This is a genomic window from Senegalia sp. (in: firmicutes) (assembly GCF_052088025.1).
In the GTDB taxonomy this organism is placed as follows: domain Bacteria; phylum Bacillota; class Clostridia; order Tissierellales; family SIT17; genus Anaeromonas.
Genome location: NZ_JBQCYD010000022.1, coordinates 17,583 through 38,189, shown reverse-complemented (window position 1 = coordinate 38,189; position 20,607 = coordinate 17,583). Strand labels below are relative to the sequence as shown.

Annotated in this window: 21 protein-coding genes and 1 pseudogene; 9 read left to right on the top strand and 13 right to left on the bottom strand. The window is 27.1% G+C overall.

Annotated features, from left to right (window positions below):
* Nucleotides 1-86: 86 nt before the first annotated feature.
* Nucleotides 87-728, bottom strand: a complete 642-nt coding sequence (locus tag ACTHUW_RS07765; protein ID WP_442198417.1) for a hypothetical protein — start codon at nt 726-728, stop codon at nt 87-89.
* A gap of 251 nt (nt 729-979) precedes the next feature.
* Between ACTHUW_RS07765 and ACTHUW_RS07760 the strand changes: the two genes are divergently transcribed.
* Together ACTHUW_RS07760 and ACTHUW_RS07755 are read left to right on the top strand one after the other, a co-directional pair.
* Nucleotides 980-1,693, top strand: coding sequence for a LytR/AlgR family response regulator transcription factor (locus ACTHUW_RS07760; RefSeq protein ID WP_442198418.1), 714 nt, complete (start codon nt 980-982; stop codon nt 1,691-1,693).
* Nucleotides 1,693-2,967, top strand: a complete 1,275-nt coding sequence (locus tag ACTHUW_RS07755) for a sensor histidine kinase (RefSeq protein ID WP_442199778.1) — start codon at nt 1,693-1,695, stop codon at nt 2,965-2,967. Before ACTHUW_RS07760 ends, ACTHUW_RS07755 begins: the two co-directional genes overlap by 1 nt.
* A gap of 5 nt (nt 2,968-2,972) precedes the next feature.
* Here the strand turns inward: ACTHUW_RS07755 and ACTHUW_RS07750 are convergent, their stop codons facing one another.
* From ACTHUW_RS07750 to ACTHUW_RS07730, 5 genes are all read right to left on the bottom strand, one after another.
* Entirely contained in the window at nt 2,973-3,506 is a 534-nt protein-coding gene (locus tag ACTHUW_RS07750) for an accessory gene regulator ArgB-like protein (protein ID WP_442211078.1), read from the bottom strand.
* Nucleotides 3,507-3,524: 18 nt separating this feature from the next.
* Entirely contained in the window at nt 3,525-3,674 is a 150-nt protein-coding gene (locus tag ACTHUW_RS07745) for a cyclic lactone autoinducer peptide (protein ID WP_442198421.1), read from the bottom strand.
* A gap of 119 nt (nt 3,675-3,793) precedes the next feature.
* A complete protein-coding gene (locus ACTHUW_RS07740; protein WP_442198422.1) occupies nt 3,794-4,174 on the bottom strand; it encodes a hypothetical protein in 381 nt (126 codons plus the stop codon).
* On the bottom strand, nt 4,161-4,727 hold the full coding sequence (locus ACTHUW_RS07735; protein ID WP_442198423.1) for a DUF6036 family nucleotidyltransferase: 567 nt from the start codon (nt 4,725-4,727) through the stop codon (nt 4,161-4,163). Before ACTHUW_RS07735 ends, ACTHUW_RS07740 begins: the two co-directional genes overlap by 14 nt.
* A gap of 17 nt (nt 4,728-4,744) precedes the next feature.
* Nucleotides 4,745-4,984 carry a hypothetical protein gene (locus ACTHUW_RS07730; RefSeq protein ID WP_442199097.1) on the bottom strand — a complete coding sequence of 80 codons (240 nt, stop codon included), beginning with the start codon at nt 4,982-4,984 and terminating at the stop codon, nt 4,745-4,747.
* A gap of 170 nt (nt 4,985-5,154) precedes the next feature.
* Between ACTHUW_RS07730 and mntA the strand changes: the two genes are divergently transcribed.
* Both mntA and hepT read left to right on the top strand, forming a co-directional pair.
* Entirely contained in the window at nt 5,155-5,574 is a 420-nt protein-coding gene (gene mntA / locus ACTHUW_RS07725) for a type VII toxin-antitoxin system MntA family adenylyltransferase antitoxin (protein ID WP_442198425.1), read from the top strand.
* Nucleotides 5,575-5,576: 2 nt separating this feature from the next.
* On the top strand, nt 5,577-5,990 hold the full coding sequence (gene hepT, locus ACTHUW_RS07720; RefSeq protein ID WP_442198426.1) for a type VII toxin-antitoxin system HepT family RNase toxin: 414 nt from the start codon (nt 5,577-5,579) through the stop codon (nt 5,988-5,990).
* 98 nt (nt 5,991-6,088) lie between these two features.
* On the opposite strand, the gene ACTHUW_RS07715 is transcribed toward hepT, so the two are convergent.
* Both ACTHUW_RS07715 and ACTHUW_RS07710 read right to left on the bottom strand, forming a co-directional pair.
* The gene (locus ACTHUW_RS07715; protein ID WP_442212906.1) at nt 6,089-7,528 is read right to left on the bottom strand and encodes an ATP-dependent DNA helicase; all 1,440 of its coding nucleotides are present in this window, start codon (nt 7,526-7,528) and stop codon (nt 6,089-6,091) included.
* A gap of 14 nt (nt 7,529-7,542) precedes the next feature.
* On the bottom strand, nt 7,543-8,358 hold the full coding sequence (locus tag ACTHUW_RS07710; RefSeq protein ID WP_442212904.1) for a DEAD/DEAH box helicase: 816 nt from the start codon (nt 8,356-8,358) through the stop codon (nt 7,543-7,545).
* A 118-nt stretch (nt 8,359-8,476) separates the two neighbouring features.
* Here ACTHUW_RS07710 and ACTHUW_RS07705 point away from each other — a divergent pair, with 118 nt between their 5' ends.
* The 4 genes from ACTHUW_RS07705 to ACTHUW_RS07690 all read left to right on the top strand — a co-directional run bounded on the left by ACTHUW_RS07705 (nt 8,477) and on the right by ACTHUW_RS07690 (nt 13,852).
* Nucleotides 8,477-8,836: an ArsR/SmtB family transcription factor gene (locus ACTHUW_RS07705; protein WP_442198428.1), complete on the top strand. Its 360-nt coding sequence runs from the start codon at nt 8,477-8,479 to the stop codon at nt 8,834-8,836.
* Nucleotides 8,837-8,852: 16 nt separating this feature from the next.
* Complete coding sequence (locus tag ACTHUW_RS07700) at nt 8,853-10,985, top strand: heavy metal translocating P-type ATPase (RefSeq protein WP_442198429.1); 2,133 nt, start codon at nt 8,853-8,855, stop codon at nt 10,983-10,985.
* 153 nt (nt 10,986-11,138) lie between these two features.
* On the top strand, nt 11,139-12,668 hold the full coding sequence (locus ACTHUW_RS07695) for an AbgT family transporter (protein WP_442197677.1): 1,530 nt from the start codon (nt 11,139-11,141) through the stop codon (nt 12,666-12,668).
* A gap of 68 nt (nt 12,669-12,736) precedes the next feature.
* Entirely contained in the window at nt 12,737-13,852 is a 1,116-nt protein-coding gene (locus ACTHUW_RS07690) for a M20/M25/M40 family metallo-hydrolase (RefSeq protein ID WP_442197676.1), read from the top strand.
* A 40-nt stretch (nt 13,853-13,892) separates the two neighbouring features.
* Here ACTHUW_RS07690 and ACTHUW_RS07685 read toward each other — a convergent pair whose 3' ends face one another.
* The 4 genes and pseudogenes from ACTHUW_RS07685 to ACTHUW_RS07670 all read right to left on the bottom strand — a co-directional run bounded on the left by ACTHUW_RS07685 (nt 13,893) and on the right by ACTHUW_RS07670 (nt 17,825).
* The gene (locus tag ACTHUW_RS07685) at nt 13,893-15,059 is read right to left on the bottom strand and encodes a TraB/GumN family protein (RefSeq protein WP_442197675.1); all 1,167 of its coding nucleotides are present in this window, start codon (nt 15,057-15,059) and stop codon (nt 13,893-13,895) included.
* Nucleotides 15,060-15,128: 69 nt separating this feature from the next.
* Nucleotides 15,129-15,968 (bottom strand): annotated as a pseudogene (locus ACTHUW_RS07680) (diacylglycerol/lipid kinase family protein); the annotation flags it as partial.
* A gap of 148 nt (nt 15,969-16,116) precedes the next feature.
* Nucleotides 16,117-17,148, bottom strand: a complete 1,032-nt coding sequence (locus ACTHUW_RS07675) for a hypothetical protein (RefSeq protein WP_442197674.1) — start codon at nt 17,146-17,148, stop codon at nt 16,117-16,119.
* An 86-nt stretch (nt 17,149-17,234) separates the two neighbouring features.
* Nucleotides 17,235-17,825: a rhomboid family intramembrane serine protease gene (locus tag ACTHUW_RS07670; RefSeq protein ID WP_442197673.1), complete on the bottom strand. Its 591-nt coding sequence runs from the start codon at nt 17,823-17,825 to the stop codon at nt 17,235-17,237.
* A gap of 122 nt (nt 17,826-17,947) precedes the next feature.
* On the opposite strand from ACTHUW_RS07670, the gene recQ reads away from it, so the two are divergent.
* The gene (gene recQ / locus ACTHUW_RS07665; RefSeq protein WP_442197672.1) at nt 17,948-20,077 is read left to right on the top strand and encodes a DNA helicase RecQ; all 2,130 of its coding nucleotides are present in this window, start codon (nt 17,948-17,950) and stop codon (nt 20,075-20,077) included.
* A gap of 28 nt (nt 20,078-20,105) precedes the next feature.
* On the opposite strand, the gene msrB is transcribed toward recQ, so the two are convergent.
* A complete protein-coding gene (msrB, locus tag ACTHUW_RS07660) occupies nt 20,106-20,555 on the bottom strand; it encodes a peptide-methionine (R)-S-oxide reductase MsrB (RefSeq protein ID WP_442197671.1) in 450 nt (149 codons plus the stop codon).
* Nucleotides 20,556-20,607 lie beyond the last annotated feature (52 nt).

Below are 20,607 nucleotides of genomic sequence, written 5' to 3'. Positions count from 1 at the left end.
ATATCAGAAATAGAATTTATTATGTTTAGGTTGACCTATTTATATACTAGCACTATAGTTTACTTATTATAATAGTAATTTAATAACTAATTATTTGTAGTCCAAGCTTTAGTACCATTTACATTTAATTGTAACCAAGCTGTAGTTGAAAACCACCCTTTAATCTCTACCTTTGCTGATAACCTAGCCTTAGCTGGGTTTCGACTACCTTTATATATCTTTAGTGTTTCATTAGAATATAATCCAGCTGTAGTTATTTCGGGATCACGTACTTTCGTAATAATTGCTGTACCAGTATAGTGTTGTTCAAAGTCAGCATAAAATTTCATAGAAATTACTCCATTATTTTCTTTAACTAAAGCTCCTTTTACAGCTCTATATCCTGAACCAGACGTCCAATCTCCTCCAGTAACAATTTTTGGAGTTATAGGCTTATTAATTGTTGTAACAGATACTGAACCATCAGGATATATAGTCTTTGTATATCCATCCCTAACTATTTGTGGTTTTAAATCTGAATATTCTCCACTTAGTGAATCCCATATTTCACCTCTTTTAGCTTTATCAATGAGGTCATTAATTATATTTTCTTCAACACCTAATTTTTTTAACTCTATCCTTATTTCATCTGCCTTGAAATCATCTTTTTCTTTTAAATTACTTGCTGATACATTCATTGTTGAGAATACTAAAACTAACATTATAAAACTTATTACTAATTTTTTCATCTTTTTTACCTCCTATTTTACTTTATATTCGTTTTCTGATACAACTTATTTATTAAGCTTATGACTTATACATACCTGCTTTCCTTTACTATGGTTATATACTAACATAATATTCAATAATTTTTCCCACCATGTAATAACTCATCTTCTGCATGTAATAACTCATAGTTTTTTTAATCTTTCCTTTTCATTTTCTTATGATATAATTACCATATAAGGGGAATTATTAAAATTAGCTAGGGGGTACATCAATGTTAAATATAGCTATATGTGATGATGAAAACACCATATGTAATCAATTAGAAGATATTTTATATAATGTTACCACCAGGTATAATATAAAAATTAATATAGATATATTTTTCAATGCAGAAAGTCTGTATGAAAAATTAAATCACAATGCTCATTATAATTTAATTTTTCTAGATATTGAACTAGGTAATATGAGTGGTGTGGATTTAGGAAGAAAAATAAGAGAAGACATGAATAATCAGTCTACTCAAATAATATACATTTCAAGTAAAACTTCATATGCTATGGAACTCTTTTCTGTAAGGCCTTTAAACTTTTTAATTAAACCATTGACTACAGAAAAAGTGGACAAGGTGTTTAATATCTTTTTAAATCTAATAAATACGAGTGTAGAACTTTTTACTTATAATAAAAATAAAAAAGAGTATAGCTTTCTTATTTCAGATATAATTTATTTTGAAAGTGATACAAGACAAATAAATATATATACTAAGGATGAAATTGATACTTTTTATGGTAGTTTAAAAGAAATTCATAAAAAGTTAAAAGATTTTGGATTTATATTTATTCATAGATCTTATCTGATAAATATAAATCAAGTGAAGGTTTTTAAATATGATAAAGTAACCTTGCTAGATGAAACTATAATAAATATTAGTCAAACTTATAGAAAAAACGTAAGAGATATTCAAATGAAAATGGGTGATATTTAATGAATTCTACTAACTATATACTATTTTATCTTGTAATAAATACTTTATATGTATATACAATATTTAGATTTATGGGAGTCTTTTTTGAAAGAAAAAAAATTAAAAAGAATGAGATATTATCTTACTTTACTTTTTATATTATAATTTCTTTTGCTTTTTTAAAATTCAATATACCTCTACTTACTTTATTTATAAATATCATCTTGTTTTTTCTATTATCATTTAATTATAAATCTTCTTTAAAAAAGAAATTTATTTCTACCTTTTTTATCATTTCAATACTTATGTTTTCAGAATTTATATTAACTTTACTTTTAAATAATATACGTTTAAATATTATAGAATCAGAGTATATGAGTCTTCCTATTATCATATTTACTAGAATAATAACCTACCTTATTATTTTAATATTTGAAGGAGCTGCAAATTTAAGAAATGAAATAGACTTGCCTAATACTTATTGGTTTTCTGTATTTTTCATTCCTTTAGGCTCTATGTATTTAGCAATAATATTATTTCAAAATAGCAATTTAAATAGATATGAGTTATTAGCATCTATATCTATATTATTTACATTAAATATAGTTACATTTTATTTGTATGATGTGTTAAATAGAAGATATAAAGAAAAGATTCAAAATGAATTATTAGAAAAACAAAATGAATATTATGAGCAACAGTTTAAAATAATGAAATCTTCTTATAACAAAGTTAGAGCTACAAGACATGATTTAAAAAATCATCTTATAGCTATTGAAAACTATATAAATAATGATGAAAAGAGAAAAGCACTACATTATATAGAAAGAATTAATAATTCTTCTACTAATAAAAAAGAGTTTGCTCATTCAGGTAATGTAGATATCGATAGTATATTAAACTATAAAATTCAATATGCAAAATCAATTGATATAGATGTGGATTTAAATCTAAAAATTCCATATGATTTAGAACTAGATTCATTTGATATGAATATAATAATTGGAAATTTAATAGATAATGCTATAGAGGCTACATTTAAATTAAATAAAGAAAAAAGATATATAAGTATTAGTATAATATATAATAAAAATATAATTCATATGCAGTTGAAAAACACATTTGATGGAAAAATAGTAGAAGAACAAAAAGAAATCCTAACCATAAAAAAAGATAAATTTAGTCATGGTATAGGACTTAAAAATGTTAAATATATATTAAAAAAATATGATGGGGACTTAGTTTATAATTATGATGATAATATGTTTACTGTGAAATTACTACTTTATTTATAACTTTATTATACCTTCCCAAATAAAAGCATGAGAGCAAGTACAAATAAAGATATTGATATTGTAAGTGCAATACTGTTAATATTAAATATTAAAAATATCACAACTATAACTATCTCTATAGCGCACATTATCCTTGCGATATTTTTATATTGCTTTCTTTCTTCTTTAGATAAAGGTTTATTAATACTTTCTACAGGTGCTAATAAAAATACTAAACCTGCTGAAACAATCGTTAAAAATAATATAGTGTAGTTTAATGGTGGAATATGTTTTATAGATATCATTGCAATTATAGTTAAAGCTATAGAAAATATATAGCAGTTTAGTATAGTATCTGCATGATAACCTCCAGCATATGAACGAAGTGGTGAATAAGCAAGAATGAAAATTATACTTTCTAATAGCATATTAAATAATATGCCTATTATGATTATACTTATTATATTTAATATCATAAATACACCATGTTTTAATCCATGTATATAAATATCTTTATCCTTTTTTTCTATAATATTATTTTTTATAAATCCATTTACCATATTTTCAAACCCCATATTTTAATTCCCTTTTCTTAGTTTTTCTGAACCTTCAGGTAATTTAGGTTGATGCATCATTACAAGACATGTACTATTTACATTCATAAGTGTCATAAGAAAAGCAAATCCTGCAAGTAAAGTTGATATTTTTAAAGCTGTTTTTTCAGTCATGTAATTCCTCCTAATAAATATTTTATTAGAAAAATTATATCATGAAAATAAGCATATTTTTTTCAACATGTAATAACTCGTGCTCTGCATGTAATAACTCATAGTTTTAATATAAATTTTTATATTCTCTCTAGCCCTTTCAAATCAAAATATACATTTCTACGTGCAAAAGGTCCTGTACTTGAATATAATAATTTGAATTTTTCAAAGTCAGTTAGTCTTTTGGAATGATAATATGGATATTTAAATGCTAATCTATTATCTCTTAACCACTCTGGTACTTCGATCGTATTAATTTGTAAATAATAATCTATAAGAGCTGAAACAATTGTAAGATATTTCATCTCATCTTCTGTACACTTATTTAAATTTACAGGAAACTCCGTTAAGCTTTTTAAAAAATTTTGATCTTTATATTTAAGTAATTCTAATAACTGATTAATTCCAGTATTTTGATCTTCATAGGAATATAATTCAGCTAAATATTTATTTCCAATCATATCCTAAATCATCTCCTAAATATTTTATAAAGTTTAGTTGTCTTTCCCCTATTAATTTTAATGGTATATATTCTGATATTATATTAATTAATTCTTCTTTCGTTCTTATATTTAGATCTTTGCATAATATATACGCATCTATGAAATCTTTAGCTGGTTCTGGTCTTGCTGCTAATATTTTCATTGCTAGTAGTTGCTCAACTTTTGGCTTTAATAGTTTTAGATTAGAAAAATTTTGGTATGTCTCTTTATCTTCTTTTAATAAATATTTTAAAGGTTCCTTTATTTCTTCATTTAACCAATTATCTGATAGATTGAAGACTAACTTTGTTGAATCTAATATATTTTTCAATAATTTATCATTAGTTTCATTTATTACACAATCAATATCTTTTGTTGCAGGTCTATTATCATATACAAGTGTCATGATAGAACCACCATATATAGTTATTTCTAGTTCTAGTTGATTCTCTTTTAGCCTTTCATTCATATATTCAAAAATATTATATAATTTTTTACTATCCATTAATTTTATATTATTATATTTATCCATACTTTTTTTCCTTTCTATTAATCTTCATTTTCAATGAAAAACAGATTATCAAAACTACCTAATTCCACCTCTTCATCATCAATACTTTCAATATAAATAATTTTATTTTTATATTCCATTTCACCTTTTAACATTTTCTTTTTTAATATAGCATTGGTTTTTGTATCATCTATTAATATTTCCATTTGAAATATTTTTTGATTGCTAGAAAATAATACGTCTTTATAGGCTGTTAATAAAACTTTATTTTTTTTCATATTATCCATTTTATATTTAAATTTTCTATTCTTTTGTTTGGTCTTATATAATATACTATTTGAAATTCTTAATCTTATTTAGAATATTTTGTATGTAATAATTATATCATTAAATAAATTATATATGTATGATATAATTTATTTAATGATATAATTAAAGGATGAGTTTGATGGATGAGAAATTAAAAAATTCTATAAAAAGATTCATTAATCATATTGATAATAAACATGAAATTGAATTTGCATATTTATTTGGATCTATAGCTAAGGGAAAGGAAAATAAATTAAGTGATATTGATGTAGCTGTTAAATTTAAAAATAACTATAATAATATGAAAGATATGCTTATTCGAGGCGAAATAATAGATTCTGCTTCTAAATTTTTTGATAAAAACGTAGATATCATATCTCTTGATAAAGCTTCTATATTTTTAAAGTATGAAGTAATTAAAGATGGAATTGTTATAAAAGATAACTTAAATAGAGCTACATTTGAATCATTAGTTTTAAGAGAATACTTTGATTTTAAATATTATAGTGATATATACAATGAAAAGGTACTTGAAAACATGAAAACTAAAGGAGTTTAAATATGGTAAATAGAAATGTTATAGTTATTAGATTATCTAAAGCAAAAGAATATATTAATTATTTAAATGATATAAAGAAATGTAGTAAAAATGAATATCTAAAAAACCCTATTTTTTATGGTGCTGCTGAAAGATTTCTACATTTAACTATTGAATCTATAATCGATATGTCAAATCATATTATCTCTGATTCAAATTACAGGAAACCAGAAAGTAATAGAGATATATTCGAAGTTTTATATGAAAATGAAATTATAGATTTTAACTTAAAAGAAAATTTAAGTGATATGGCAAGTTTTAGAAATATTCTTGTTCACGATTATTTAAAATTAGATAGAGCTATAGTATATGATATATTACATTCTAACTTAAAAGATATTCAAGCATTTATAGATATAATAATTAATTATATTTAAATCTCAAATCGACGAATGACATTTTTATCAGTATGAACAACAATAAATGTCATTCACGCCGATAAAAGTACTGTTCATCGATTTTATTACCTCTAATTTTATCTCAAATGAGGTGGAAATATATCCTTGTAACTTTTATATGAAAATCTTTCATCTATTAAACATACTATACCCTTATCATTTTCTGTCCTTATTACTCTACCAGCTGCTTGAAGCACCTTGTTCATACCTGGATACATATAGGCATATTCATATCCTAGTCCATTTTTTTCATTGAAATAATCTCTTATTATATTTCGCTCTAGGCAAATTTTTGGAAGTCCTACTCCTACTACTATAGCCCCTGTAAGTCTTTCGCCCTTTAAATCTATTCCTTCAGAAAATATCCCACCCATTACTGCAAATGATACTAGTGTTTCTTTTGGTTTATCTATGAATTTATTCAAAAATTCTTCTCTTTCTTCTTCTTTCATTCCACCAAATTGAATTATTGTAGCTATATTTGAATATCTTTCAATAAAAACCTCATATACATCTTGCATATATTTATAGGAAGGAAAAAATGCCATATAATTTCCCTTTTTGTATTTACTTGCTTGATAGATTTTATCTGCTAGTTTTTCATAGGAATATTTTCTATTTCTATATTTTGTAGATATTTTATCCTCTATTACTACTTTTAGATTTTCCCTATCAAAAGGTGATTCTAACTTCATCATATTATCATCTTTACTGCCACCTAATATATCCTTGAAATATTCCATGGGTGAAAGTGTGGCTGAAAACAATATTGCTGAAAGTCCACTATTTAATGTATTTGATAATAAATATGAAGGATCCAGGCAAAATAATTTTACTAATATATCTTTATCTTTTCTTTCAATATAAGTTACAAACTTTTCACTATAATCTTCAGATACCCTTAAAAAAGATACTATTTTAAAATATAAATCTAATAAATCTGCATGTTCTTTTTTATCACCATTTTCTATTAGCCAATTATCTGCTAATTTTATGAATTTTTTTAGTGGATAATAAATATCTTCTACTTCTTCCTTTTGAATATGATAATCTTTGTCTTTACATAATTTTTTTAATTTCAAAAATTCTCTATTTATCCTATCTAATATTTTTGATATTTTGGGCTCAATATCTTTAAACAATCTTTTCATATCTAATATGTCTCTTTTAAAAAGTTCAGCTGAAAACATTTCTCGTGCCCTATCTACTAGATTATGAGCTTCATCTATCAAATATATATATTTGTTTTTTTCTTCAAAAAAGAATCTCTTTAATTTTGCTTGAGGATCAAACACATAATTATAATCACATATTATACCATCTGCCCATATGCTTAAATCTAGAGAAAATTCAAAGGGACATACTTCATGTTTTTTCGCATATTTCTCTATGGTTTCACGTGAAACATTGTCTTCTTTTGTAATTAATTCATATATTGCATCATTTACCCTATCAAAATGTCCCTTTGCAAACTTGCATTCATCAGGATTACAAGTCTTATCTTTTTCAAAGCATATCTTATCTTTTGCTGTTAAGGTAATTCTTTTAAATTCAAGCCCCTTTTTTCTAGTATATCAAAGGAATCTTCTGCTACAGTTCTAGTTATAGTTTTGGCTGTAAGATAAAACATCTTCTCTCCCTTGTTTTCACCTATAGCTTTTATGGCTGGAAAAAGTGTAGAAATCGTCTTACCTATTCCAGTTGGTGCTTCTACAAATAATTTCTTTTTTTCTTCTATAGTTCTATATACACCTACCGCTAATTTTCTCTGACCTTTCCTATATCTATCAAAAGGAAATTCTAAAGCTTTTATAGATTCATCTCTTTTTTCTATCCAATCTCTAGAAAGTTTTGCCCATATATAGTATCTATCTGTTAAATCTTTGAAAAATATTTCTAATTCATTAAATCTATAAGATTTTCTTATCTTTTTAATTTCTTCTGTATCTAACTCTACATAGGTAAGTTGAATATCAATACTTGATAATTCATTATCCTTAGCATAAATATATCCATAGCATTTGGCCTGTGCCCAATGCAAATCATTAAAATTTTCATCTATTTTTTCTAAATCTCTAGTGGTTGATTTTATTTCATCAATTATTATCTTTTCTTCTTCTTTTATAATACCATCTGCCCTACCAGCTACCCTAAGTTTCAAATCAGAAAATTCAATTTCAGTTTTAAGTGTAACTTCAGATGAATAATTTTCATCCATACTTTTTTGTATTTTAGAGTGGATTTTAGTTCCATCACTCATTCTATTCTTTCCTCTATATGTCGAATCTATATCACCACTTCTAAGTATAAATTCAACTAATTCCCTTACTGATATTTTAATATTCATAAGTTTTATCACCACTATTATTTTATCATATTTATGCTTGTAAAAAATTAATTTGGGGTATATAATAATATATGAATAGTTGCTCATATATTCAAGTATAATTTAATGGGGTGTAATTATGACAAAAGATATTCCAACTTGCTCTTGTAATACTATACATGAAGATGTACTTAAAGATGTGAAAAAGGATTTGCCCAAAGATAATTGTCTTTTAAACTTGGCTGATTTTTTCAAGGTATTTGGTGACCCTACTCGCATAAAGATAATATATGCCCTTTATGAATCTGAAATGTGTGTATGTGATATAGCTGAACTTCTTAGTATGAGCCAGTCAGCAATTTCTCATCAATTAAGAAGCTTAAAAGATAAGGGTGTTGTAAAATATAGAAAAGAAGGTAGGACTGTTTTTTATTCATTAGATGATGAACATATCTATGAAATATTAAACTCTGGTCTTAAACATATTTGTCATAAATAGAAAGGAGAGAATTTTAATGAGTATAGAAAAGAAATTAATATTAAAAGGTTTATCTTGTGCTAATTGTGCTGGTAAAATAGAAAGAAGAATTTCTAGTTTAGAGGATGTAAATAATGCAGTTATAAATTTTTCTAATGGTAATTTAGTTATTGATATAAACAATGAAAAAAAGGCAAAAGAAATTTTGAATCAATCAAAAGAAATAATAAAAAAAATAGAACCTCAAGTAGGAATATTTGAATATGAGGACAAGAAAAAATTAAAAGAAAAAGAATTAGAGGAAGAATACAACATAATCGATACTATAGGAAAAGGTAAAATTCTAAAATTATCCATTGGTATCCTTATCTTTTTAGCTGCTATAATAGGTAATTTTTCTAACACTATAGAACTTACTCTTTTTATAATATCCTATATTTTAATAGGTGGGAATGTTCTTTTAACCTCAGTTAAAAACATAAGTCGTGGTCAGGTTTTTGATGAAAATTTCCTCATGAGTATAGCAACACTTGGTGCTTTTTTTATAGGAGAATATCCTGAAGGTGTAGCTGTAATGCTCTTTTATGAACTTGGTGAGATTTTTCAAGATATAGCTGTTAATCGCTCTAGAAATTCTATAAAGTCTCTTATGGATATTAGACCAGATTATGCTAATTTACTTGTAGATGGTGATTATAAAAAGGTTGATCCAGAAAGTGTAAGTATTGGAGATACTATAATAGTAAAGCCTGGAGAAAAAGTTCCTTTAGATGGTATGGTAATAGAAGGAAAGTCAATGGTTGATACTTCTGCTTTAACTGGTGAATCAGTTCCCCGCTCTGTTAAAGTAAATGAAGATGTACTTGCTGGTTTTATAAATAAAAATGGTCTTTTGACTATAGAAGTTAGCAAAACATTTGGTGAATCTACTGTAGCAAAAGTACTAGATCTAGTTGAAAATGCAGGTAATAGAAAAGCACCTACTGAAAAATTCATCACTAAATTTGCTAGGTACTATACACCAGTAGTAGTATTTTCAGCCCTTGCTCTGGTATTAATCCCAACAATATTTATAGATGGTGCACAGTTTAATGATTGGTTATATAGAGGCCTTGTATTTTTAGTTATATCTTGTCCTTGTGCTCTTGTTGTATCTATTCCTCTTGGTTTTTTTGGAGGAATTGGTTCTGCTTCTAAAAATGGAATCTTAGTTAAGGGTGGAAATTATCTTGAAGCATTAAATGATATAGATATTGCCGTATTTGATAAAACAGGTTCTTTAACTGAAGGAGTATTTACTGTAACAAAAACTTCATCTTATAATGGATATAGTGAAAGTGATTTACTAAAATATGCAGCATATGCAGAAAGTTTTTCAAATCATCCTATAGCTCTTGCTATATTAGATTCATATGATGATGATATAGATAAAAGTAATATATCAAATTATAATGAAATAGCAGGTCACGGTATAGAAATAGATCATGAAGACTCAAAAATATCTGTTGGTAATAAGAAACTAATGATTAAAAATAATATAGATATAATTGAAATAGATGAAATTGGTACTATTATATATGTTGCTAAAGATGACGAGTTTATAGGTTCTATTCTAATTTCAGATAGGATAAAAAAGGATTCAAAAGAAGCTTTAAAGAAACTCAAAGAATTAGGAATATCAAAAACAGTAATGCTTACAGGTGATAACAAAGCTATTGGTGAAAAGATAGCAAGTGAATTAAATATAGATAAGGCATATACTGAGCTACTTCCTGATGGTAAGGTAGAAAAATTAGAAGAATTATATGTGAATTATAGAGGTAAAGGTAAAATTGCTTTTGTAGGTGACGGTATAAATGATGCTCCAGTTCTTGCAAGGGCAGATATTGGTATAGCTATGGGTGGACTTGGTTCAGATGCAGCTATAGAAGCAGCTGATGTCGTACTTATGACTGATGAGCCTTCTAAACTAGTAGATTCTATAAAAATAGCAAAAAATACTAGAAAAATAGTATATCAAAATATAATTTTTGCTTTAGGTGTGAAGGCTATAGTTTTGGCCCTTGGTGCATTAGGTTTCGCGTCAATGTGGGCAGCAGTATTTGCAGATGTTGGTGTGACATTTATTGCAGTATTAAACTCACTTAGGGCTTTAAATACTAAGTTATAAAAAATATCCTCTAGAATATTCTAGAGGATATTTTTTATTTGAAATTTTAGCAATATGCACATTTTTCAATCTCATTAACAAATTGTAAGACACAATAGTCTAAAAATTTGATAAAATGAAAAAGTAATTAAAAAAAATCTAGGAGGAATTATAATGAATAATAAACAAAAGCAAAAAACTGGCTTGTTTAATAAGTTTCTGAATATTATAGAAACTGTCGGAAATAAACTTCCACATCCAGTAACAATTTTTATGCTATTTGCTCTAGCTGTTATCATCATATCTGAAATCGCTTTCAAGTTCGGATTATCAGTAGACTTTTATGATGCAAAGGCAAAGGCAGATCAAACAGTAGCTGCTGTTTCACTTTTAAGTGCTGATGGTCTTAGGTATATGATAAATTCAGCTACAACAAACTTCACAAGTTTCGCACCACTTGGAACGGTTTTAGTTGCAATGCTTGGTGTAGGAGTTGCAGAAGGTACAGGACTTATAAATGCTGCACTTAAGAAACTAGTTTTAAGTACACCAAAAAGTCTTATAACTGCAGTTGTTGTATTTGCAGGTGTTATGTCAAATATTGCATCAGATGCAGGTTATGTTGTTCTTGTACCACTTGGTGCAATGGTATTTTTAAGCTTTAAACGTCATCCTTTAGCAGGACTTGCTGCTGCTTTTGCAGGTGTATCTGGAGGATTCTCAGCTAATCTTTTACTAGGTACATTAGATCCGCTATTATCTGGTATTACAAACGAAGCATTAACGGCTAGTGGAATGGATATGGCAATACTTCCAACTTCTAACTATTATTTCATGGTTGCTTCAACTTTCCTTATTACAATACTTGGTACTTTGGTAACTGAAAGAATAGTAGAGCCAAGACTTGGAGAATATAAAGGAATAGATCATAATGAATCTATGGAAGTTACATCAAAAGAGAAAAAAGGTTTAATAGCAGCAGGTATTTCAGTATTAGTTTTTGCTGGCATAATGTTATTTTTAATGATACCTGAAAATGCTGTATTAAGAGTAGATGGTTCTTTAGATGCATTTACACATGATGGATTAGTACCAGCAATTATGTTGTTTTTCTTAATCCCAGGTTTAACTTTTGGTATGGTTTCAGGAACTGTTAGAAATGATAAAGATGTAGTTAAGTTTATGTCTAAATCAATGGCTTCAATGGGTGGATATTTAGTACTCGCATTCTTTGCAGCACAATTTATACAGTATTTTGCTTATACTAATTTAGGAACAATACTTGCAGTAAGTGGAGCAACTTTCCTTGAATCTATAGGCTTTGTAGGTTTCCCACTTATAATTGGATTTATTATAGTTGCAGGCTTTATAAACCTATTTATAGGATCAGCTTCAGCTAAATGGGGTATCATGGCTCCTGTATTTGTTCCAATGTTATATAGATTAAACTTTTCACCAGAGTTTACACAACTTGCTTATCGTATAGGAGATTCTACAACTAATATAATATCTCCTCTTATGACTTATTTTGCAGTAATAGTTGTATTTGCTCAAAAATATGATGAAGATACAGGTATAGGTACTTTGATTTCAACTATGGTACCATATTCGCTAATATTCTTACTTGGTTGGATAGTATTACTTGCTGTTTGGTATGCATTTGGGATTCCTATTGGACCAGAAGCATTTATAAGAGCATCATAAATAAAAATCACCCCATGGGGTGATTTTTATGTTGTTATGGTGTAAAATGAAATAAAGGAGATGAGTATATGATTAATAAAGACAGAATTGTTGAAGAATTTATGAAATATGTACAAATTGATAGTCCTACTAAAAATGAAAAGGAATTTGCAGAATTTTTAGTTAAGGAATTAGAAGACTTAGGTTTTGATGTTTATATTGATAATGGTGGAGAAAAAATAGGATGTAACACAGGAAATGTCATTGCCAAAATTGATGGTAAAATACAAGCTGAACCTATATTATTTTCTTGTCATATGGATACAGTTTCTCCAAGTGTAGGAGTAAAACCTATTATAAAAGATGATATTATATATTCTGATGGCACTACAATATTAGGTGGCGATGATAAGGCTGGTATTGCAGCAGTTATAGAAGCTTTAAAAGTAATAAAAGAAAATAATATAGATCATGGTCCTATTGAAGTAGTATTTAGTGTATATGAAGAAGGTGGACTAAACGGTGCTAAAAATTTAGAATATGATAAGATAAATTCTAAAAGAGCTTTTGTATTAGATAGTGGCGGTGATCCTGGTGAAATTATCATTCAAGGTCCTGCTCAAGATAAGATAGATGTTAAGGTCCTAGGAAAACCTGCACATGCTGGTGTTGCACCAGAAGAAGGAATAAGTGCTATAAATGTAGCATCTGATGCTATTAGTAAAATGAATCTACTTAGAATTGATGATGATACAACTGCTAATATAGGAATTATTGAAGGTGGTTCTGCTACTAATATAGTTACTCCTGAAGTAAATATCAAGGCTGAGTCAAGAAGTTTAAGTGATGAAAAATTAGATAATCAAACTAATCATATGGTAGAAACTTTTAAAAATAGTGCTAAATCTTTTGATGCAAAAGTAGAAATAAATGTAGAAAGAGTATATAGTTCTTTTCTTATAGATGAAGATGATGATATTGTAGCTATTACTAAAGAAGCTTGTGAGAAAGCAGGGGTAAAACCTTTCTTAAATTCTACAGGTGGTGGTAGTGATACTAATGTTTTAAATGCTAATGGAATAAAAGCTGTTAATCTAGGTATTGGAGAAAGAAAACCTCATACTTTAGAGGAGCACATGCATATAAAAGATCTTGTAAGTTCTGCTAAAATAGTATTAGAATTAATAAAATTATCAGCTAATTAATTAAAACTCTCCTTCAGTAAATTTACTGAAGGAGAGTTTTTTAAAATAAATCTAAAAATATTTTAACCACATTTGCTCCACCTATCATTGTACCTGCTACACTTCCGAGATTTGCAAGTACTACTACAAGTAATATGTGACTTACTTTGTTCCTCCAAAATCCTTTTACTGTAGTTATATCATCTGATAGATTCTCAAAGTCACGAACCTTTGGCTTCCTAATAAACGCTTCAGTAAGTCCTACAAACCATCCTGCTGCAAGTAATGGATTAAGAGAGCTTATGGGTGCTGCAATGAAAGCTGTAAGTATAGAAAGTGGATGGGCAAGCGCTATGAGTGCTCCTAGGCCCGAAAGTGATCCATTCCATATTATCCAACCAATAGCTTGATCTAGTGCCATTTCCCTACTATTAAATAGTGTAAAGACTATTATAGCTAATATTGCTATAGGTATAGCCCATTTTATATATTTTGAAGTATTTGATTTTTTAGGAAGCTTTCTAAGTTTTTTTAAATCATTTTCCTTATAAATTTCTTGTTTTATACCCGGTATATGCCCTGCACCAAGTACTGCTACTATTTTTTCTCCTGGGGAATTTTTTATTTTTTCTGCCAGATATTTATCTCTTTCATCTATTAATGTGGCTTTAAGTTTTGGGAATGAATCCTTTAAATCATCTAGCATAGAAGTTAAAATATCTTCTGTTTTTAATCTTTCTAAATCTTCTTCTGTAACTTCTTCATCACTGAACATACTATATACAAGCCCTGTTAAAAGCTTCATCTTTCCAGCAAATCCTATTCCTCTCCAAATTCTTTGAAAGGTTATTTGTATATCTCTATCAGCTAAGATTATCTTTGCATCATTTTCTTTTGCTGAATTTATTGCTGTTATCATTTCTTCTCCCGGATTTATACCAAATTGATTTGCCATCCTCTTTTGAAATGAACTCATCATCAAATTTACTAAAAGTAATGTGGCCTTTTTTTGTTTTATTATAGATACAATATCAGTATCACTCCATTTTTTACCTTCAGTTATGGATTTATATCTACCTTTATCAAGTTCTATTGCAACTGTATCGGGCTTTTCTAAATCTATTATTTCCTTTACTTGCTCTGCACTTTTTTTAGACACATGAGCTGTTCCTATAAGTATTATTTCTTTATTATTTATATTTAATCTTGTAACATTTTCTTCTATCATATTACCCTCTCTTTCTAAATTACTCATATATCTATTATATACTTATAGGAATATGATAACAACAAAATATTAACCTACAATAAATTTCAGTCCTTTTTCAACTATATTTATACTTATAGGAGTTTTTAAATATACTTCTCCATCTGTATCAAGTGATAATATTTTTTTTGTTTGTAATTTAATTTCCTTTGCTTTTATATGCTTTATTTGATCTTCTCCTATTTTTTCTTCAAACTGCTCACTATTTGTTAAATATCTCATAATAAGTGAAAGGCCTGTATCATATAATATGAATACATCAAAATAACCATCTGTCATAGAAATACTTTTAACTGGTACGTATTTGCTTCCAACATGATTTCCATTTACTACAATTACCATTGCTGCATTATCTTTTATCTTTTCTTTTTCAGTTTTTAGCGTAAACTTAAAAGGTTTTTTATCACTCATACTTCTTATAGCAGATGTATAATAACTTATTCTACCCATTATATTTTTACTATCAGAATTTATATTTTCAGATATATCTGTTATAAGACCAGCGCCTACAAAGTTTGTAAAATATCTATTATTTACCTTACCTATATCAATATTTTTTATTTTGCCCTCTATAATCTTTTCTGCTGCATCTTCTAATTTTAGCGGAATATTTAAGCCTCTTGCAAAATCATTACAAGTTCCTGCTGGCAATACTCCAATTATTGGAGGTTTTTTAATAGCCCCTAAACCATTTATTACTTCATGTAAGGTTCCATCTCCCCCTAAAGATATGACAAGCTCATAATCTTTCCCTTTTTCTTTTGCAATATTTTCTGCATCTCCTGCATTCTTTGTTTGGGCTAGGGTTAAATTATCTATACCTTTAGTTAATATGGGTGTTATATTCCCCAAGATTTTATCCATTTCTTCCTGACCTGACCTGCATTGCCGTTATATATAAGAAGAGCATTTTTATACATTTTTTTCATCTCCTAATAGTTTAATATACATTTAAATTATACCCTTAATTTAAATATATATATCTATTTCAAACAAAATAAAAGACGCAATATGCGTCTTAGTTTATATCTAATCTTTTATGAAAGTTTTCAAACACCTTATTTGCATTAGTATCTTTATAAAAACCTTTTAATAGTTTATCCATACTTTCTAATCCATTGTCTTTGTCTTTAGCAAGAGTTCTTAAAAAACATTCTCCATAATTATCATATAAATATGATACAAATAGATAAGCTTCTCCCCTATATGCTAGATTTGTAGATGTATCTATATCAAATTCTTTTCCCCAATTTGTAAACGAATCATATGTCTCATTTGAAAAATAATCAACCTTATTTTTATCTATATTTTTAAACACTAAAGTTTCTGCAAAAGAACTCATCATTTCATCTAACCATATTTCTTCATCCTTATCATTATCTGAATGAATTAAATGTTGAAATTCATGGACTAGAGAATTAAAATATGCCTTTTCTATCCTTTTATCTAATATTCTACTGTCAATTGTTATAATATTTCTATCTGCATATTCTTCTGCTAAATTAGAATAATATCCTGTAGTATTAGAATCTATATCATTTATAAGTAATATTATTTTTCCATCATTTTCATAATAATACTCTTCATTCATATCTATAAATTCATTTAATTTAGCATTTGTTCCATCATGAAAATTAGGTTTTCCAAAGAAGTCTGTTATTATAGGATATATTTTAGAATCAAATGTACGCATTATTTTTTCAATCTGTTCATTTGTTATATTATCTTTATCTATATCTTCTCCAATCCATACTTCAGTGTAATCACTTTCACCCTTTAATATAAATTTATCAAATTCTAAATCTTTATTTAAAAAGTATTTATTCTTTTTATCTGAAATAAAGTTTACTTTACTTGCATTGTTTCTAATGATTTCCTTTGATTCATTTAAAAAATTTTCATTCTGCTCTTTTATTCTTATGTAAGAACCTATATCAAAATTATGTCCGTATTTATAATCATCTGTTTTTTCAGGTTTTTCAGCATTAACACCATTAAAACTTATAAAACTAAATATTATTAAGATTAAAGCTATTAGTTTACCTTTCATAATTCGCCTCCAATATTACGATTGTATTACATTAATGTTAAATCATTATATCAGAAAACCAATAAAAAATCTAGTAAAATATTAATTTAAGCATTATATTTCTTTTTTTTATTGAATTTTTGATTTAATTCCATACTTCCAAGTCCTGCTCCAGATATAGCTCCTACTATATGAGCCATTTGAGATATATCATCTTTTAATACAAAAGCATCTACAGCTTCCCTACCTATAAATATTGCTGCAACTATTATGAGAGTAAGTGGTATATGTCCTGCTTTAACATTTGAAAAAGAACTAAGTATTATCATCATAAATACAATACCACTTGCCCCAATAAGTCCTGTATTAAATAATAATACATTAAATACTCCAGTTACAAATGCAGTAAGTAAAATCATTTTAATTAATGTAGTTGAACCATATTTTTCTTCTAAAATAGGTCCTAATAACAATATTATTAAAAAATTGCTTGAAAAATGCTGCCACGAACTATGACCTAGTATATAAGAAAAAAGCCTTATATATTGCATAGGATCAGCAAGTGATGTTCTATAGTTAGTGAATATATATGTCATAAATTCTATTCCATATATCTCTTTTAAAAGCAGTACCCCTACTGCACTAAAAGTAAAGGTTAGAGTTACAGGTGCATTATAATTGATTTTTAATCTATCCATCATACTCTCCTTAAATTTTCTCTTATATATATCTTCTATAAATATAGCCTATTATCCTTTATTTTAAACTAATATTGTATTTTTTCTCTATAAACTATACAATAACTTTAGAGGAGGATAATATGGATATAAAAAATGTATTAAAAGATTATTTTGGTTATGATAGTTTTAAAGTGGGACAAGAAAAATTAATCAAATCTGTTTTAAATAAAAGAGATGTACTTGGTATAATGCCTACTAGTGGTGGAAAATCTATATGCTATCAACTTCCTTCTTTAATAAATAAAGGTAGCACTTTAGTGGTATCTCCTCTTATATCTCTTATGAAGGATCAAGTGGATGCATTAAATGAAATAGGAATACCTTCTACATTTATAAATAGTACATTAACTAGTTCCGAACTTAGTGAGAGATTTTCAAATATAGAAAATGGTAAATATAACCTAATATATATAGCTCCAGAGAGACTTAATCATATGGGTTTTAGAAATTTAATAAAGAATATAGAAATTCCTTTTTTAGCAATAGATGAAGCTCATTGTATAAGTAAATGGGGACATGATTTTAGACCAAGCTATAGAGAAATACCAAAATTTATTGATAGTTTAAAACAACGTCCAGTAATAGGTGCTTATACTGCAACTGCTACTGATGAAATAATAGATGATATAAAGTTAATTTTAAAATTAAATAATCCTTCAGAAATAGTTACTGGATTTGATAGAGAAAATTTATATTTTAGGGTAGAAAATAATATTGATAAAAGGTTATTTATATTAGATTATTTAAAAGATGCAAATAATGAGTCTGGTATAATATATTGCTCTACAAGAAAGGAAGTAGAATCATTACATGCATTTTTAGAAAATAAAAATTATAAAGTGAGTTTCTATCATGGTGGTATGAATTCCATGGATAGAGAACTTGCTCAAAAAAAGTTCATATATGACGAAACACCTATAATGATAGCTACAAATGCTTTTGGTATGGGTATAGATAAATCTAATGTGAGATTTGTAATTCACTATAACATTCCTCAAAGTATGGAAAGCTATTATCAAGAAGCTGGTCGTGCAGGTCGTGACGGGGAAGATAGTGAATGTATATTACTCTTTTCACCTCAAGATGTAGTAAAACAAAAGTTTTTAATAGGAGAAAGTCATAAGGATCCTGAACGTGCTTCTATTAGCTATAAAAATCTTCAATATTTAGTTGATTATGCATATAGTCATAATTGCCTTCGTGGTAAGATACTTGAATATTTTGGTGAAGTAGATGTTAAATCTGATTGTAATAATTGTAGTAGTTGCAGTGTAGAACATGAATTTAAAGATGTTACCATAGAAAGTCAAAAGGTACTTTCATGTGTATATAGATTAAATGAAAAATTTGGTACTACGGTAGTTGCCCAAGTTTTAAGTGGTTCAAAAAATAAAAAATTACTTAATTTTAATTTAGATAAGGTATCAACATATGGTATCATGAAAAATTATACTGAAAAAGGAATAAAAAATATAATAGCCATGCTTATATCCCAAGGATATTTAACCCTTACAGAAAGTAAATATCCAGTAGTTAAGCTTACAGAACTTTCTAGGAAGGTATTAAAGGGTAAAGAAAAGGTATATATGGCTATAGATATGTTTAAAGAGAAAAAAGAAAATACTGATGATTATTATTTAGAATTATTTGTAGATTTAAAAGATTTAAGAAGAAAACTAGCACTAGAAAAAAACATCCCTCCTTATGTTGTATTTTCAGATACTACACTCAAAGAAATGGCAACTTATTTACCTATAGAAAAGAAAAGTTTTTTAAGTATCAAAGGGGTAGGAGACAAGAAATATGAAAGCTATGGTCATGTATTTATAGAAAAAATTAAAACTTTTAAAGAAAAGAATAATGTTAAAGCTCTACCTAAACAAACTAAATATACTAGTAGTATTGAAGCCAAGAAAAAAACACATGAGATTAGTTATGACTTATATAAGGAAAATAAAAATGTAGATGAAATATCACAAATGCGAGAAATTACAAAAGATACAGTGTTAAATCATTTTGTAAAATGTGAAGAAGAAGGTAAAGATATAAATTGGGAAGAATTTGTAGATAGTGAAAAAGAAAAGGAAATCATGGATGCAATTGAGACTGTAGGTAGAGAATTTTTAAAACCTATTAAAGAAAAAGTGTCAGATACTATCAGTTATTATGATATAAAAACTGTACTTTATAAGGAAAATTATAAAAAATAATCCTACACAATAAATGTAGGATTATTTTTTACTCAAATATTTTTTTGTATTCTTCATATCCTTCTTTTTCTAAATCTTCTTTTGCTATAAATTTAAGTGCTACTCCGTTTATGCAATATCTAAGACCACCCTTATCTCTTGGGCCGTCTGGAAAGACATGACCTAGATGTGAATCTCCTGATTTGCTCTTAACTTCAGTTCTTCTCATGCCAAGAGTTCTATCACTTTTTTCTACTACATTTTGTTTTTCAATAGGCTTAGTAAAACTAGGCCAGCCACAACCTGCATCATATTTGTCTTTTGATGAAAAAAGTGGCTCTCCTGTAACTATATCTACATAAATACCTTCTTTATCATAGTCATTATATTCACTAGTAAAAGGTCTTTCTGTAGCACTTTTTTGAGTTACTCTATATTCTTCATCTGTAAGTTTTTCTTTTAATTCTTCATTTGAAGGTTTATTATATTTTTTATCCATATTCTCATCCTTTTTTAAATTTTGACTTAAATATAATATACCCTACTTAACT